The 14,688-nt window shown below is 70.3% G+C and carries 19 protein-coding genes; 5 read left to right on the forward strand and 14 right to left on the reverse strand.

Annotated features, from left to right (window positions below):
- Genes ACWGIF_RS19755 through ACWGIF_RS19790 form a run of 8 tightly spaced genes read right to left on the reverse strand, consistent with a single transcriptional unit; the run spans position 1 to position 6,558 of the window.
- Positions 1–471, reverse strand: a complete 471-nt coding sequence (locus ACWGIF_RS19755; protein WP_453499027.1) for a VOC family protein — start codon at positions 469–471, stop codon at positions 1–3.
- On the reverse strand, positions 471–1,082 hold the full coding sequence (locus tag ACWGIF_RS19760) for a DJ-1/PfpI family protein (protein WP_453499029.1): 612 nt from the start codon (positions 1,080–1,082) through the stop codon (positions 471–473). Before ACWGIF_RS19760 ends, ACWGIF_RS19755 begins: the two co-directional genes overlap by 1 nt.
- Positions 1,075–2,694 carry a GMC family oxidoreductase gene (locus ACWGIF_RS19765; RefSeq protein ID WP_453499031.1) on the reverse strand — a complete coding sequence of 540 codons (1,620 nt, stop codon included), beginning with the start codon at positions 2,692–2,694 and terminating at the stop codon, positions 1,075–1,077. Before ACWGIF_RS19765 ends, ACWGIF_RS19760 begins: the two co-directional genes overlap by 8 nt.
- 9 nt (positions 2,695–2,703) lie before the next feature.
- Positions 2,704–3,075 (reverse strand): nuclear transport factor 2 family protein, encoded by a 372-nt coding sequence (locus ACWGIF_RS19770; RefSeq protein ID WP_453499033.1) that lies wholly within the window; start codon positions 3,073–3,075, stop codon positions 2,704–2,706.
- Between the two features lie 12 nt (positions 3,076–3,087).
- Entirely contained in the window at positions 3,088–3,543 is a 456-nt protein-coding gene (locus tag ACWGIF_RS19775; RefSeq protein ID WP_453499035.1) for a nuclear transport factor 2 family protein, read from the reverse strand.
- 23 nt (positions 3,544–3,566) lie between these two features.
- A complete protein-coding gene (locus tag ACWGIF_RS19780) occupies positions 3,567–4,001 on the reverse strand; it encodes a nuclear transport factor 2 family protein (RefSeq protein ID WP_453499037.1) in 435 nt (144 codons plus the stop codon).
- A 52-nt stretch (positions 4,002–4,053) separates the two neighbouring features.
- Positions 4,054–5,691: a thiamine pyrophosphate-binding protein gene (locus ACWGIF_RS19785; protein ID WP_453499039.1), complete on the reverse strand. Its 1,638-nt coding sequence runs from the start codon at positions 5,689–5,691 to the stop codon at positions 4,054–4,056.
- A gap of 42 nt (positions 5,692–5,733) precedes the next feature.
- Positions 5,734–6,558, reverse strand: a complete 825-nt coding sequence (locus ACWGIF_RS19790; RefSeq protein ID WP_453499041.1) for a type 1 glutamine amidotransferase domain-containing protein — start codon at positions 6,556–6,558, stop codon at positions 5,734–5,736.
- A gap of 288 nt (positions 6,559–6,846) precedes the next feature.
- Here ACWGIF_RS19790 and ACWGIF_RS19795 point away from each other — a divergent pair, with 288 nt between their 5' ends.
- From ACWGIF_RS19795 to ACWGIF_RS19815, 5 genes are all read left to right on the forward strand, one after another.
- On the forward strand, positions 6,847–7,113 hold the full coding sequence (locus ACWGIF_RS19795; RefSeq protein WP_453499092.1) for a UBP-type zinc finger domain-containing protein: 267 nt from the start codon (positions 6,847–6,849) through the stop codon (positions 7,111–7,113).
- Positions 7,110–8,843 carry an FAD-dependent oxidoreductase gene (locus ACWGIF_RS19800; RefSeq protein WP_453499043.1) on the forward strand — a complete coding sequence of 578 codons (1,734 nt, stop codon included), beginning with the start codon at positions 7,110–7,112 and terminating at the stop codon, positions 8,841–8,843. Before ACWGIF_RS19795 ends, ACWGIF_RS19800 begins: the two co-directional genes overlap by 4 nt.
- A gap of 70 nt (positions 8,844–8,913) precedes the next feature.
- Positions 8,914–9,423 (forward strand): hypothetical protein, encoded by a 510-nt coding sequence (locus ACWGIF_RS19805; RefSeq protein ID WP_453499045.1) that lies wholly within the window; start codon positions 8,914–8,916, stop codon positions 9,421–9,423.
- Between the two features lie 74 nt (positions 9,424–9,497).
- On the forward strand, positions 9,498–9,827 hold the full coding sequence (locus ACWGIF_RS19810) for a putative quinol monooxygenase (protein WP_453499047.1): 330 nt from the start codon (positions 9,498–9,500) through the stop codon (positions 9,825–9,827).
- Positions 9,824–10,300 carry a group II truncated hemoglobin gene (locus ACWGIF_RS19815; RefSeq protein ID WP_453499049.1) on the forward strand — a complete coding sequence of 159 codons (477 nt, stop codon included), beginning with the start codon at positions 9,824–9,826 and terminating at the stop codon, positions 10,298–10,300. The genes ACWGIF_RS19810 and ACWGIF_RS19815 overlap by 4 nt, the downstream gene beginning before the upstream one ends.
- A gap of 134 nt (positions 10,301–10,434) precedes the next feature.
- On the opposite strand, the gene ACWGIF_RS19820 is transcribed toward ACWGIF_RS19815, so the two are convergent.
- The 6 genes from ACWGIF_RS19820 to ACWGIF_RS19845 form a co-directional block, all read right to left on the reverse strand.
- Positions 10,435–10,866, reverse strand: a complete 432-nt coding sequence (locus tag ACWGIF_RS19820; protein WP_453499051.1) for a barstar family protein — start codon at positions 10,864–10,866, stop codon at positions 10,435–10,437.
- Complete coding sequence (locus tag ACWGIF_RS19825; protein ID WP_453499053.1) at positions 10,863–11,342, reverse strand: ribonuclease domain-containing protein; 480 nt, start codon at positions 11,340–11,342, stop codon at positions 10,863–10,865. The genes ACWGIF_RS19820 and ACWGIF_RS19825 overlap by 4 nt, the downstream gene beginning before the upstream one ends.
- Positions 11,343–11,391: 49 nt before the next feature.
- Entirely contained in the window at positions 11,392–11,613 is a 222-nt protein-coding gene (locus ACWGIF_RS19830) for a CarD family transcriptional regulator (RefSeq protein WP_189740325.1), read from the reverse strand.
- Positions 11,614–11,749: 136 nt separating this feature from the next.
- Entirely contained in the window at positions 11,750–12,763 is a 1,014-nt protein-coding gene (locus ACWGIF_RS19835; RefSeq protein ID WP_453499094.1) for a sugar-binding transcriptional regulator, read from the reverse strand.
- A gap of 138 nt (positions 12,764–12,901) precedes the next feature.
- Positions 12,902–13,588 (reverse strand): ribulose-phosphate 3-epimerase, encoded by a 687-nt coding sequence (gene rpe / locus ACWGIF_RS19840; RefSeq protein ID WP_453499055.1) that lies wholly within the window; start codon positions 13,586–13,588, stop codon positions 12,902–12,904.
- Between the two features lie 95 nt (positions 13,589–13,683).
- The gene (locus ACWGIF_RS19845) at positions 13,684–14,679 is read right to left on the reverse strand and encodes a helix-turn-helix transcriptional regulator (RefSeq protein ID WP_453499057.1); all 996 of its coding nucleotides are present in this window, start codon (positions 14,677–14,679) and stop codon (positions 13,684–13,686) included.
- Positions 14,680–14,688 lie beyond the last annotated feature (9 nt).

The following is a 14,688-nucleotide window of genomic DNA, read 5'->3' on the forward strand; positions in this document are numbered from 1 at the left end:
TCATGCACCGTCCTTGTCGTGAGAGCCCTCGTGAGAGCGGTCGTCCTCGTATCCCTGGCTGACCTCGACGATGACCCCGTCGGGATCGCGGACCCACACGGTGCGCCACCCGCAGATGAAGTCGTCGAAGTCGAGCGGTCCCAAGGTCACTTCCGCCGCGTCGCCCAGATCGGCCAGGAACGCGTCCACGCTGTCGGTCTGGAAGGCCAGGTGGCGCATCCGGCCGGGTGCCTGCGGACCGTCTCCCTCCGCTACCGCCGGGGGGACCCCCGGCGCCGCGCGGGCCGGTTCGACGGCGCCGGCCGCGAAGAGCTCCAGGTACGCGTCCCCCTTGCGCAGGAACACGATCCGGGCCTCCCCGAGGTCGACCACCCGGGCCCGGGTGAAGCCGAAGTACCGGGTGTAGAACTCCTCGGTGATCTTCTGGTCCGTGCAGTTCAGTCCGACGTGCGACCACCGCAGCCCGGCCATCAGCCGGCTCCCCGGCCCCGCCCGGCCGCGATCAGTTCGATGATCCTGCGGGCGAACAGGTGGTGGTGGGCGCCGGTGCGGCCGGTGACCAGGTCCCCGTCGACCACCACGTCCTCGTCGACGTACTCGGCGCCCATGTTCCGGACGTCGCCGATGAGGTTGTTGTGGCAGACGACCTTGCGGCCGCGCACCTTGTCCGGGATCGATGAGGCCAGCCACATGCCGTGGCAGATGATCCCCTTCAGGACGGTCGGCTCCTCGAAGGCCCGGCGCAGCAGTTCGGTCGCCGGGGCGAGGACGTCCACGTCCTCGGTGTAGCGCAGCCGGTCGGCCACCATGCCGGAGGGCACGATGACCGCCGCGTACCGGCGCAGGTCCTCATCGCTCAGCCCCTCCAGGGACTGGTTCGCGGTGAAGGGCGCCCGGTACTCGTGCCCGGTGAAGGTGATGGAGTCGTTGCCCCACAGCCGGGTCAGGAAGTCGACCTCGGCGCCCTCCTCCGCGAACCGGTGCCCGTAGTAGAAGATCTCCGGCTCGTAGTAGTCGCTCTCGACCAGGACCGCGATCCGGGTCCCGGACAGCGCACCCTCGCGCAGCACGGCGTCAGGCACGGGACACCCCCCTCAGGAAGTCCGCCGCGCGCTCGGCGATCATCGCGATGGCGGTGTGGCAGTTGCCCGACGGGACCGCGGGCATCACGCTGGCGTCGACGACGCGCAGATTGCGCACGCCGTGCACCCGCAGCTCGGGGTCGACGACGGAGAGGTCGTCGACGCCCATGCGGCAGGAGCCGGCCTGGTGGTGGTAGCTCTCCGATTTCTGCTTCACGAAGGTCCGCAGATCGTCGTCGTTCACGTAGCCGGGACCGGGCTGGAGCTCCTGCTTGTACCAGGGCGAGAACGCGGAGGTCGCGAAGATCTCCCGGGCGATCCTGACGCCCTGCACCATCCGCTCCAGGTCCCACCGGTCGCCCAGGTAGTTCGGGTTGATCAGCGGGTGGGCCAGCGGGTCGGCGCTCGCCAGCCTGATCCAGCCGCGCGAGACCGGGCGCACGACGCCGGGCAGGATCGACACGGTGTTGGGGTGGTCCTGGCCGACGATCACGTCGAAGGGCACGTGGACGAAGGCGATCTGGAGGTCCGGCGCGGGCAGTCCGGGCTGCGAGGACAGGAACAGAGCGCTCTCCGACAGGTTCTGCGCCGGCGGCGGGAGTTCCTGGGTGACCTCGGCCATCAGCCCGGTCAGGACGTGGTTGTGGAAGTTCTCGCCGACGCCGGGCAGCGCTGCGGTGACCTCGATGCCGTGCTCGCTCAGCTGCTCGGGGTGGCCGATGCCGGAGAGCAGCAGCAGCTTCGGGGACTCGATCGCCCCCGCGGCCACGACCACCTCCCGGCGGGCCCGTACGGTGTGCAGCCCTGGCGCCGCAGCGCTGCTGTGCCCGTCCCGGACGGTCCGGCCGGGGACGTCGCTGTCCGAAAGCGTGGCGGGGGCCCTCAGCTGGACGTACTCGACGCCCGTGCACGTGTCCCCGTCGAACAGCAGCCGGGTGCTCTGCGCATGGGTGCGCAGGGTCAGGTTGGAGCGGCCGAGCGCCGGTTCCAGGTAGGCGGCCAGGGCGCCCTGGCGGCGGCCGTCGGCCACGTCGATGTGATGCCAGCCGGTACCGAAGAGGCCGCGCCGGGGACCGTCGGTGTTGAAGTCGGCGATCTCCTCGTGGCCCAGCTCCACGGCGGCGTCGATGAAGGCCCGGGAGACCGGGTTGGGACCGTGCCGCCCGGCGTGGGTGATCCGCTGGGGACCCCGGGTGCCGGTGGTGGAGGCGGTGGCGTCCTCCTGGGCCTCCAGCAGGGCGAAGTACGGCAGCACGTCCTCGTGCGCCCAGCCGGCCGCGCCCTGGTAGGCCCAGTTGTCGAAGTCCGAGGCGTGGCCCCGGATGTGCATCATGATGTAGAGGTTGCTGCTGCCGCCGGGGGCCTTGCCCCGCGGTTCGTACGTACGGCGGCCGTCGAGGCCCGGCTGCGGGGTGCTGGTGTAGCCCCAGTCCACGGGCCCGCCGAGGAGCTTGTACCAGGAGGACGGGTCGTCCACCTCGGGCGGGATCCGCGGGCCGCCTGCCTCCAGGACCAGGACGGAGACGTCCGGGTCCTCGGAGAGCCGGGCCGCCAGCACGCTGCCCGCGGTGCCGGATCCCACGACGATGTAGTCGTACTCTTCGACGCTCACGGGTCCCCCTCAGCCCTGGCTCAGTACCTGGAAGGGAACCGTGTCGTGGTAGTTCGCCATGTAGGCGATCTTTCCGTCCACGATCCGGAAGAAGTTCATGACCTCGGCCTCGATGGCCTCGCCGGAGGCGCTGACCGCGGTCAGGTGCGAGACGGCCGCGGCCTTCTCGCCGTCGACGAGGAAGTGCACGGGCTCGTTCCGGAAGACCCGGTACATCGTGCCCATGCCCTTCATCATCGAGCGCAGGACTTCCAGTCCCTCGATGTGGCCGGCCAGCTGCTCGTCCATGACCTGGTCGTCGGCGAACAGGTCGCACCAGCGGTCCCAGTCCCCGGCGTTGGCGTACTGGTAGTACCTGGTCAAGATCTCTCGTGCGTCCATCGCGCTCATCCCCTATCGGTCCCTGCGGGTTCCGTCCGGCGCGAACGGCGCCCAGAACTGACTGAAGGCGGTCGCCGAGTCTCCGAAGAGCCCGTCGCGGCCCTCGACGATCCGGCCGTCCCGCCACCGCATGAAGTGGAAGACGGGGTAGTCCATCCGCTCGTACGGGGACCGGCTGCCCTGGGCCGCGCCGTCCCGCAGGGCGACGTTGCGGCATACGTCCGCGGAACAGTCCTGGCCGACGAGAACCGCCTCCAGGTCCATCCGGAAGGTGCCGCCCGTGAGCTTGTGGGTCTGCCCCATGAGTTCCAGGAAGGCGTCCAGGCTCTCGTACCAGCCGGCCAGCGGATGGTTGCCCGGCACCAGCCAGCGCAGGTCCTCGGAGTAGTACTCCAGGATGCGCGCCCGGTCGCCGGAGCCGAGGGCGGCATAGGCCGCCTCGACCCGCTCCCGTGTCACGTCGGTCATCGTCGCTTCTCCTTCGCCGGCGGTCAGAGCGAGCCGGAACCGGGCATGGGCGCCAGGTCGTTGACGGTGTACTGCTTGATCAGCGGTCCGTCCGGACCGGCCACCACGGTCCAGGTCTGGTCGGCGTCGAAACCGAGCCACTGGCTGCGGGCGGCCGGCGGATCCCAGATCTTGGCCTGCCAGTTGACGAGGACTCGGACGACGGCCCGGTCGCCCTCGATGACGGGCTCCACCTTCACGACCGTGTGCACCTCGTCGAAGAAGCGGTGGGTGACGGCCGCGTACCAGCGGCCGAAGCCCTCGTGCCCGAGGAAGGTGTCCTCGGGGACCTTGAACTCCAGGTCCTCGGTGATCAGGGCGAGCACGTCGTCCAGACCCACGTGCTGGTCCAGCGCCACGTACCAGTTCTCGGCGAAACTGCGGATCGCGTCCTCGGTCAGCTGCCGCTCGGCGGGCATGCGGTCTCCTCCTGTTCCGTACGGGTGCTGCGTCGGATGGCTGTGAGATCGGTCAGATCTGGATGTCGACGAGGAACGGCCCGGGGTGGGTGAGCATCCGGTCCACGGCGGCGACCGCCTCGTCCGGCTTCTCCACCCGCATCCCGCCGGCGCCGAGCGACCGGGCCAGCCCGGCGAAGTCGATCTCGGGGTGCGAGAGGTCGAAGGAGCCCGGGAAGCCGTGCTCCGGGATGTCCCGCTCACGCCAGTACTGGGCGATGTTGTCGTCCAGCAGCCGGTACTTGCGGTTGTTGCAGACCACGAACTTGGCGTCGATGCCGTGCCGGGCCGCGGTCCACAGCGCCTGGTACGTGTACATGGACCCGCCGTCGCCCGCGAAGCCGACGACGAGCCGCTCCGGCCGGGCCAGTTTGGCGCCGACCGCGCCCGGGAAGCCCACGCCGAGCGAACCGCCCCGGGTCAGGTGGTAGTCGCCGGGACGCTCCGCCGGCAGGTACCGCGTGACCAGCGGCGAGGTGGTCAGCGCCTCGTCGAAGACGATCAGGTCCCCGCCGGTGCGCTCGGCCAGGGTCTTCAGGAAGACGGCCATCGGCGTGCCGTCGTCCGGGGCCGTCCGCGTCCCGCGGGCCCGTTCCCGGGTCCGCACGTCGAGCCGGGCGGCCGCCGCGGCCCTGCGCTGCGGGGTCAGGAGCCCGTCCAGTACGCCGGCCAGGGCGCGCAGCGCCTGCTTGGGGTCCGCGGCCAGGCCGAGGTCCACCGGGTGGTTCTTGGCGATCTCGTAGGCGTTGAGGTCGATGTGGACGACCTTCGCACCCGCCTGGAAGGGGCTCTCCAGCTCGGGGAACACCTCCGGGAAGACATAGGTGCCGACGATCAGGACCCCGTCGGCGTCCCCGACCAGCTCCTTGCTGTGCGGGCCGAACATGTGGCCGGTCTGGCCGCGCCGCAGCGGGTGCGAGGCCGCGATGTTCACCTCGGAGGAGTCGACCTCGTACACGTCGGCGCCCAGGAGCTCGGCGACGGCGACGAGCTCGTTCTGTGCCCCGGAGAGCGCGACCCCGTCCCCGATGAGGACCACCGGCCGCTCGGCGGAGGCGAGCAGCTCGGCCGCCCGCCCCACCGAGGCGGGCGAGGGCGCCACGTCCGTGAGCGGCACCGTGGCGGGCAGGACGGGCTCGGAGTTGAGCTCGTCCAGCACGTCCATCGGCAGCGCCACGAACACGGGCCCCCGGGGCGGGGTGAGCGCGATCTTCACGGCACGACGGATCGTGCGGAGCACGGACCGGGGGTCGGTGACCCGGGTCGCGTACTTGGTCACCGGCTTCGCCATCGCCACCAGATCGGACGCCATCTGCGCGTCCATGGCGTCGTAGCGCACCCCGGCGTCACCGGCGACCACGACGAGCGGGGTGTGGCCGCGCAGCGACTGGTAGAGCATGCCGATGCCGTTGCCCAGACCCACCCCGGAGTGCAGCTGGAGCAGGGCCGCGCCGCCGGTCGCCCGGGCGTACCCGTCGGCGATGCCGGCGGCCACGGTCTCCTGGAGGGCGAGGATGTAGTGGAAGTCCTCCGCCGCGTCCACCGCGTCGAGGAATCCCTGTTCCACCGTCCCCGGATTTCCGAACATCACCTTCAGGCCGTCGGCCTTGAACTGCTCGATCAGCCTTTCCCGTCCGGGAGTGGCTTCCATGAATTCCCCCTCAACTCTCCGCCGTATCCGCGGCCTCCGGGATTACCAGCCGTATCGGGTGAGACCGTCCTCCAGGACTTCCACGATCTTCTGCCCCGTGAGATAGGAGTCGGGGGTGGAACGTCCGGTGACGAAGGGAAAGTCGACGATCACCGAGACCGGCTTTCCGAAGTTCCCGTGGTACGCGCCGTGCGGGCCCGTCGCGTCGCGCAGGATGTACTCCAGCGGATACGGCGGCGGCCCCATGTTGAAGTCGGTACCGAGGAATCCGGTGCCGTCCTTGTAGTCGTACTCCTTGCAGTGGCCGGTGACGTGCTTGCCCCAGATGATGCTCCTGCGGTCGTCCCAGTCACGGGCGAAGGCCAGGCAGGCGACTCCGTAGCACTCCGCGGCCACGACCTTGCCGGCCTTCCGGAAGGCCAGGATCAGGGCGTGCACGCGCTCGTTGTTGGCGAGGTCGGCGATCGGGCCGCTGCCGCCGACGATGAGGATCGCGTCGTATCCGGCGATGTCGGCGTCGAGCTTGTCCAGGTCGCGGTGGTACTGCTCCAGTTTGGGCAGGTAGCCCTCGTCGCTCGTGTACGGACGCTCGGGGACCCACGCCTCGATGTCGAGCGGCGAGTCCAGCCGGCTCGACCGCTCGAACTCCCGCCCCAGACGGGCGTTCTCCTCGGTGGTGACCGAGCGTCCCAGCGGAGGGTCGATGTAGTTCGCGTCGAGGCTCGGCGGGAGAGCGTGTGCACGCTTTCCGGTCGGCGTGGCGAATGTGACCTCGTAGCCCTGCTCGTCGAACTTCGAAACGGGGCCTATCAGTTCCTCGGCCCAGTAACCGTGTTCGGAGACAATGACCAGAATCTTTCTGCTCACGTATTCCTCCAGGCGCCGCCTGTTGTCGTTGGCGTCCCCCACACTGGCCGCGGCCGAGGCCTTCGTCAAAGCGCTGGTATGCGACTTCGTGAGGTAGCGGGGCAGGTCATGGCAGCACCTCAGGAAGTCGTCCGCGGACGTCATGAAGTAGCTTCAGGACTACCTGACTTCGGCCGAATCGATGAACCATTTCGCAGCGCCCGCCCTATGGTCTGGACACGCCGTGCAGCACGGGCGCGCGGGGCTGTGGTGGTGAACGGCATGAGCGCGAGGAAAGGGACGGGGACGATGGACCTGTTGTGCACACACATGGATCAGATACGTCCGGTGAGGCCCACTGCCGTGGGCTGCGAGGAGTGCCTCGTCGCCGGCGACACCTGGGTGCACCTGCGGATGTGCCTCAGCTGCGGGCACGTCGGATGCTGCGACTCCTCGAAGAACCGTCACGCCACCCGGCACTACCGGACCACCGAGCACCCCATCGCGGCCTCCCACGAGCCCGGCGAGGACTGGGCCTGGTGCTACACCGACAAGCTGATGCTGGACCCGGCGTGAGCGCGGCCCCGGAGAGCCCCGCCGCCCCCGCCGCCCCGCCGGCGGCCGCGGCCGCCGCCGAGCGCGCGGAGAACAGGAAGCCCGTCATCCTGGCCGTGGACGACGACCCCCAGGTGCTGCGCGCCGTCCGCCGCGACCTGCGCAGCGCCTACGGCGACCGCTACCGGGTGCTCGGCGCCTCCTCGGCCGCCGACGCCCTGAAGATCCTGGACTCCCTCGACGAACGTGGCCACGACCCGGCGCTGTTCCTCGTGGACCAGCGGATGCCGGACGTGACCGGCGTGGAGTTCCTGCTGGAGGCGGTCAGCCGATTCCCGGACGCCCGACGCGTCCTGCTGACGGCGTACGCGGAGACCGACGCGGCGATCACCGCCATCAACCGGGTCAGGCTGGACTACTACCTGCTCAAGCCGTGGGATCCGCCGCACGAGCGGCTCTTCCCGGTCCTGGACGACCTGCTCTCGGACTGGCTGGCCGCCTACCGGCCTGCGTACGACGGGATCATCGTCGCCGGCCACCTGGTCTCCCCCGGCACCCACGCCGTCCGGGACTTCTTCACCCGCAACGGCCAGCCGTTCCGCTTCCTCAACGTCGAGCGGGACCCCGAGGCGCTGACCCTGATCGCGGCCCAGCCCGACGGGGCGCTCCCCCTCGTCCGCTTCCCGGACGGTTCGGTGCTCTCCGCCCCGACCGACACCCAGCTCGCACAGCGCCTGGGCCTGGCCACCACCGCCTCGCGCCCGCACTACGAGTGCGTCATCGTCGGCGCGGGTCCGGCGGGCCTGGCGGCGGGCGTCTACTCGGCCTCGGAGGGCCTCTCGACCCTGATGCTGGACTCGCGCGCCCCGGGCGGCCAGGCCGGCACCTCCAGCCTGATCGAGAACTACCTCGGCTTCCCCTCGGGCCTCTCGGGCGGCGACCTGACCCGCCGGGCCACCATTCAGGCCTCCCGGTTCGGCGCCGAGATCCTGCACCCCGTGGAGGTGATATCGCTGACCCGGGACGACCCGGCGAAGATCCTCACCCTGGCGGACGGCACGGAGATCTCCGCCGAGACGGTCCTGCTCGCCACCGGCGTGTCGTACAACCGCCTCGACGCCCCGGGCGCCGACCGCTTCGAGGGGGCGGGCCTCTACTACGGAGCGGCGACCACGGAGAGCTCGGCCTGCATCTCGCAGCACGTGTTCATCGTCGGCGGGGCCAACTCCGCGGGCCAGGCGGCCGTGCACTTCGCCAAGTACGCCGCGCGCGTGACCATCCTGGTCCGCGCGGCCTCCCTGGACGCGAGCATGTCCCGCTATCTGATCGACGAGATCGACCGCACCCCGAACATCGAGGTGAGGGTACGCACGACGGTGGTCCGGCTGGACGGCGAGGAGCACCTCGAACGGCTGACCCTCCACGACGCTCAGACGGGCGAGGACACCGAGATCCCTGCCCGCTTCATGTTCACCTTCATCGGCGCCCGGCCGCACACCGACTGGCTCTCGGGAGTCGTCGAGCGGGACGAGTACGGCTTCGTCCTCACCGGCTCGGACCTGATCGCGAACGGCGGCGAACTCCCGGCCGAGTGGAGTCTGGAGCGCGCCCCCTACCCTTTGGAGACGAGCGTCCCCGGCGTCTTCGCGGCGGGCGACGTCCGCGCCCACTCGGTGAAGCGCGTCGCCTCGGGCGTGGGAGAGGGTGCGATGGCCGTCTCGCTGATCCACCGCTACCGCTCGATGGGCTGACAGCGAACACGGCGTCCGGTGAGGGCGTGAACCTTGCGATCAAGCAGGTACGCGATGCAACGTTGATTACATGATTACAGCCGAACAGAGCGAACAGCTCCGCGCGTGGTTCGCCGAGCGCCTGCCGGTGGACGTCTACGAGTCCCTCCTCTCGGTCACGGCCGACCGCGAGGAGATCACGGTCGTCGGCACCATCCCGGCGACCGAGTCCGTCAAGGACTTCCGCGAACGCACCCGCGAACAGCGCATCGAGGTGGCCCGCGAGGCCGAGTCCCTCTACCGCCGCAAGGTGGCCTGGGGCGTGCGGGTGGGTGAGGAGACGACGCTCTTCACCCACCTCGCCGTCCCCGTGATGACCCGCCTGCGCCAGTCCGAACGCCAGGTCCTCGACACCCTGGTCGCCGGCGGCGTCGCCCGTAGCCGGGCCGACGCACTGGCCTGGTGCGTCCGCCTCGTCGGACGCAACACCGACACCTGGCTGACGGAGCTGCGCGACTCCCTGGACAAGGTCCACCAGGTCCGCGCGCAGGGCCCCGACGTCACCGGCACCACCGACTCCATGAAGTCCGGGTCCGAATGACGAATGAGCCCCACGGACGCACGTGATCGCGTAAGGCTGGCCACGACCGACACCCAGGGAGAGGCACGGACACCATGACCACCACCGTCGAATACATCCGCTACCGGATCGCATTGGACGACCAGCCGGCCTTCGAGGACGCGTACGCCCGGGCCGCCGAGGCCCTGGCCGCTTCGCCCGAGTGCATCGACTACGAACTGGCCCGCTGCGAGGAGGAGAAGGAGCGCTACATCCTGCGCATCCGCTGGACCTCGATCGAGGCCCACCTGGGCGGATTCCGCAAGGGCGAGCACTTCCCGGCCTTCTTCAGCGCGATCCGACCGTACGTGACGGCCATCGAGGAGATGCAGCACTACCTCGTGACGGGCGTCGTGGGCACGGGAAAGGGCGCCGGCCAGCGATGAGCACCACACCCACGATCTACGAGTGGATGGGCGGGGCGGAGGCGATGAACCGCCTCACCGACGCCTTCTACGCCCACGCCCTGCAGGACGAGATCCTGGCCCCGGTCTTCGCCGGCATGGACGCGGAGCACCCGCAGCACGTCGCCGTCTGGCTGTCGGAGGTCTTCGGCGGCCCCTCGGACTACACCTCCCACCACGGCGGCCACCAGCACATGGCCACCAAGCACCTGGGCCGCGCGATCACAGAGAGGCAGCGCCGCCGCTGGGTGGACCTGCTCATGGACACGGCCGACGAGGTCGGCCTGCCGACGGACCCCGAATTCCGGGGCGTGTTCGCCTACTACATCGAGTGGGGCACCCGCATGGCCCTGATCTACTCGGGCCCCACCCCACCCCCGGTCGACGCGGCCAAGATTCCGGTCTGGTCCTGGGGCCAGACCCCACCCTGGATCCCGCAGCCGCCGACGACCTGATGCGCAACCGGTGGGGGCACAAGCCACCCCTGCCCCCACCGCCCCGTCCAGCCCGGCTGGCATCTCCAGCCCCGCCGGCATGTCCAGCCCCGTCGGCGTTTGAGGCGCGGGGTCGGGGGCGGAGCCCCGGTCTTTCAGCCCCGCCGGCGCTTGAGGCGCGGGGTCCGGGGCGGAGCTCCGGCAGGCGGCCCCGCCTCGGACCCGGCCTCGGCCAGCAGCACCACCAGCGGCGGCGCCCCGCCCTCCCCCCGCCAGAAATCCACGGCCTCTTCCAGGACATCCACGAGGATGTCCCACTCACCGGGCCGAGCCTGCGCATACCCCCGCCACGAGGTCACGGCCACGAGCCGCCCCCCGGTATCGGGCAACCAGGACAGATCCCGCAGCGCATCCGCCAGTGCGTCCCAGTTCCCCCCGACCCACTCCGGCAGCCGCAAGGCACCCCCGCACCGCCGCATCAGCTCGTCCTTGCCCCGTACACCGTCCAGGTCCAGCCGTACGGTCGTCCAGCCCGCGGCTTCGGCGGCTTCGAGTGCCGGGGCGAGCGGCTGCGGGTCCAGGCTCATCGGAGAACCGCCTTGAAGGTGTCGTAGTGGTCGTCCGTGTAGAAGAACTCCCCACCTTCACCCGTCACGATCCGCCGGGCCCCGCGATCCCGCTCCCCCGGCGTCCGCACGGTGAACTCGTGGTAATACCCACGCTTCTGCTTCGGCAGGACCTTCTCGAGGTTCCCGAAGACGGCGCCGTCCTGCCGGTACGGATACGGGCCGCCCTTGTCGATCAGCGCGAGCACGTCCCGGGCCTGCGGCGGCAGCGCGTCGGCCCGTACGGTCGCCATCCCCTTCGCCCACGACGGGACGGCACGGGGATCAGCACCCTGCTCAGCACTGGCACTGCTACTGGCACCGGCTCTGTCACTGGTGCTGGCGGCGGCAGGCGCGGACTTCTGCCCGGCACAGCCCACCGCGCCGACCAGCGCGACGCAGAGGAACACGGCACCCGATAAACGCAGCAACGATCGGGGCACGTTCCGAAAGATCATGCACCGATCGTGCCAAATATCCGATTCGCTCGCGAATCGCCCGATGGCTTCAGAGAGCGGCCATCTTGGTGTAGGGACTCAAGATTCGCTTCTGAACCGAACCGAAGTCGACGAGAACAGCGATCCCCTCCTCGATTCCGACGACACGGCCGAGGCCGTGCTCGTCGTGTGTGACCCGGTCGCCGACGCTGAACTGCCGGATGGGCTGTTCCACGGGGGCCTTGAACGGGCTGGACGGCAAATGGCGGCGAGGTACTGCTGACTTTGTCATTGGAACCAGTATGCGCCCAGCAGGCCGCCGCGCGGTCCGCCGTTCGGATCTCAATTCCGGCACCATCCGCGCCGGCGGCGGCGAGCGGGGCCCCGGAAGGCGCCCGGTCAGGCCCGATACGCCCCGTCGGGCCGCATCAGTCGTCGGGGTCGGCCCGGTCCAGCGCCGGTCGCAGCCCGGGGGCCGATTCGGTGAGCAGGTAGTCGGCGACCGCCGTGTCCGTGACCAGGCTGGTCACCAGCCCCGACCGCAGCACCGCCCCGATCGCCGAGGCCTTGCGCAGCCCGCCCGCGATCGCCACGACCTCGGGGATCCGCCGCAGCCGGTCCGCCTCGACGGTGATGCACCGCTCGCCGAGGTCCCGGCCGACCCGCCGCCCCTCGGAGTCGAAGAGGTGGGCCGACATCTCGGCCGCGACGCCCAGCGAGGCGTAGTGGGCCCGCTCCTCGTCGGTCAGCATGTCGTGGACGGTGGAGATGCCCGGCTCCCACGACCCGATGGAGACGGCCGCGACCGTCACCTTGTCGAAGTACTCGAAGGCGCGCGCGATCCCGGTCTGGCTGCGCAGCGCGGCCGCGGTCGCCGGGTCGGGCAGCAGCATCGGCGCGTAGATGGGGTGAGCGTCGCCGCCCGAGACCTGGGCGGCCCGGCGCACGGCCTCGACCGAACCGCGCTCCGCGGTCCCCGCGTCGTACACGCCGGTCAGCTGCACCACGGTGCACTGCGGCAGCCTGTGCAGGGAGGCGGCCATGTGAATGGTCGACCGCCCCCACGCCAGACCGAGCACGTCGCCCTCGTTGACCAGTTCGCCCAGCAGGTCGGCGGCGACCGCGCCCAGGTTCTCCGGGTCGGGCGCGTCCTCGGTGGCGTCGGCCGGCGACTCCACGACGACGGCGTGCCGGAGCCCGTACCGGGCCCTGAGGGCGTCGGACCGCTCCGCGTCGAGCTCGGCCGGCACCCGGATCTCGATCCGTACGAGGTCGCGTTCGAGGGCGGTCTCCAGGACCCTGGCCACCTTGAAGCGGCTCACGCCGAACTCCTCGGCGATCTGGATCTTGGACTTGCCCTCGAGGTAGAAGCGGCGCGCCATGGCCGCCGCCTGCACCAGCTCCGCGGGTCCCATCCGCAGGGCTGACCGTCCCGCCGACATTGCAGACACCGCGTTCTCCTCACTGCTGTTCACACTGTCGTGTTCACACTCTCGACTCGCCGTTCATCCTGTCAGATCCGACGGCCGTTGATCAGCCTGGACAGCTCCCGTTCACCGAGCTGTTCATCATCCCTTGGTTCAGTGGTCGCAAGCCCACGGCGCCGCGGCGATGGCCGCACCCGCCTGCTCACGCAGCGTACGGACGGCGGCGCCCGGATCGACCGCCCCGTAGACCGCGCTGCCCGCCACGAAGACGTCGGCGCCGGCCTCGGCGCAGCGTTCGATGGTCGAGGCCGAGACCCCTCCGTCGACCTGGAGCCACAGCTCCAGACCGTGCTTGGCGATCAGCTCCCGGGTACGGCGGATCTTGGGCAGCATGATGTCCAGAAAGGGCTGGCCGCCGAAGCCGGGCTCGACCGTCATGATCAGCAGCATGTCGAGCTCGGGGAGGATGTCCTCGTACTGTTCGATGGGCGTCGCGGGCTTGAGCGCCATCGACGCCCGCGCCCCCTTGGCCCGGATCTCCCGCGCGAGGCGCACGGGCGCCGCCGCCGCCTCGGCGTGGAAGGTGACCGAACCCGCGCCGGCCTCCACGTACTGCGGGGCCCAGCGGTCCGGCTGCTCGATCATCAGGTGGAGGTCCAGCGGGATGTCGGTGGCCCTGCTCAGGGACTCCACGATCGGCATGCCGAGGGTGAGGTTCGGGACGAAGTGGTTGTCCATGACGTCGACGTGCAGCCAGTCGGCCCCCTCGACGGCCTTCGCCTCCTCGGCGAGTCGGGCGAAGTCGGCGGACAGGATGCTGGGATAAATCTGAGCGGCCATGACCCAAGCCTGCCATGCCCCCGGCCGGTTCCGGCCACGACCCCGGAAGTCGCGCGGGCACAACAACGCTTAAGTGATCATGGCGAACCTTTAACTCATGCTTGTGGATCTACCCAGCCGTGACGGACGGCGTACCCGCCGAGCTGCATCCGGGTCCGGACCCCGGCCACGTCCATGAGGTGGCGCAGGCGTCGGTGCAGCGTGCGCGGGGACAGCCCGAGCTGAGCCGCGGCCGTCGGGTCGGTCAGACCGGCCAGCAGGAGCGCGAGGATCCTTCGGTCGAGGTCGGTCGGGCCTTGCGGACCGACCTCGACGGTGGTTTCCGCCTCTGCGCCCGTGCCCGACAGCTCAAGCGGGTGAGCGGTCCGCCATACCGTCTCGAACAGTGCGTCCAGGGCGTCCAGGAGACCGCTGCGGTGCAACAGCACCGCGCCGGGCTCTCCGTCCGGTGTGACCGCGAGCGGGACGAGGCCGAGGTCGGCGTCGGCCAGGACGAGTTTCATCGGCAGGTGATCGGCGACACGCAGTTGCACACCGTTGTGCAGTGACGCGATCGCGTCGGTGACGATGCCCGGCTCCGCCAGCACGGTCCGGTCCAGTACGGCCCTGAAGTGCACGCCGCGACCGATGGCCATGGCTTCGGCCGTGTTCTCGTCGGGCGGCACGGCGACGAACGGTGCGGTGATGAAGCTGCGGACCTGTGTGCGGGCCGCCTGCTGCACCTGCAGAAAGCGATGGCGGATGGCGTCGACGCCCGCGACGACCTCGATCAGATCGCTGATGCTGCTCCCGGTCATCGCCGCCCGGTGTTCCTCGGCGAAGGTCACCAGTGCCTGCTCGGCCCTGCGCAGCCCGTCTCGGCGCTGGCTGATGAGAGCGCCGAGCGCCATGGCCGGCGGCGCGGTGGTGAACCGCTCGCCCGCCGACCTGATCGCCAGTCCCCACCCGACGAGTCGGGACAGCGCCTCGTCCACGTCGGCCTGCGCTACGTCGAGCAGGTCCGACAGCAGCAGCGCGGTGGCGTCCGGCCGCCCGAGCAGCGCACGGTAGACGCGCTCGTCGTCGGGTTCGAGGCCCAGAACATCCAGCATCCGCGACCG

Source organism: Streptomyces sp. NPDC054849 (assembly GCF_053610945.1).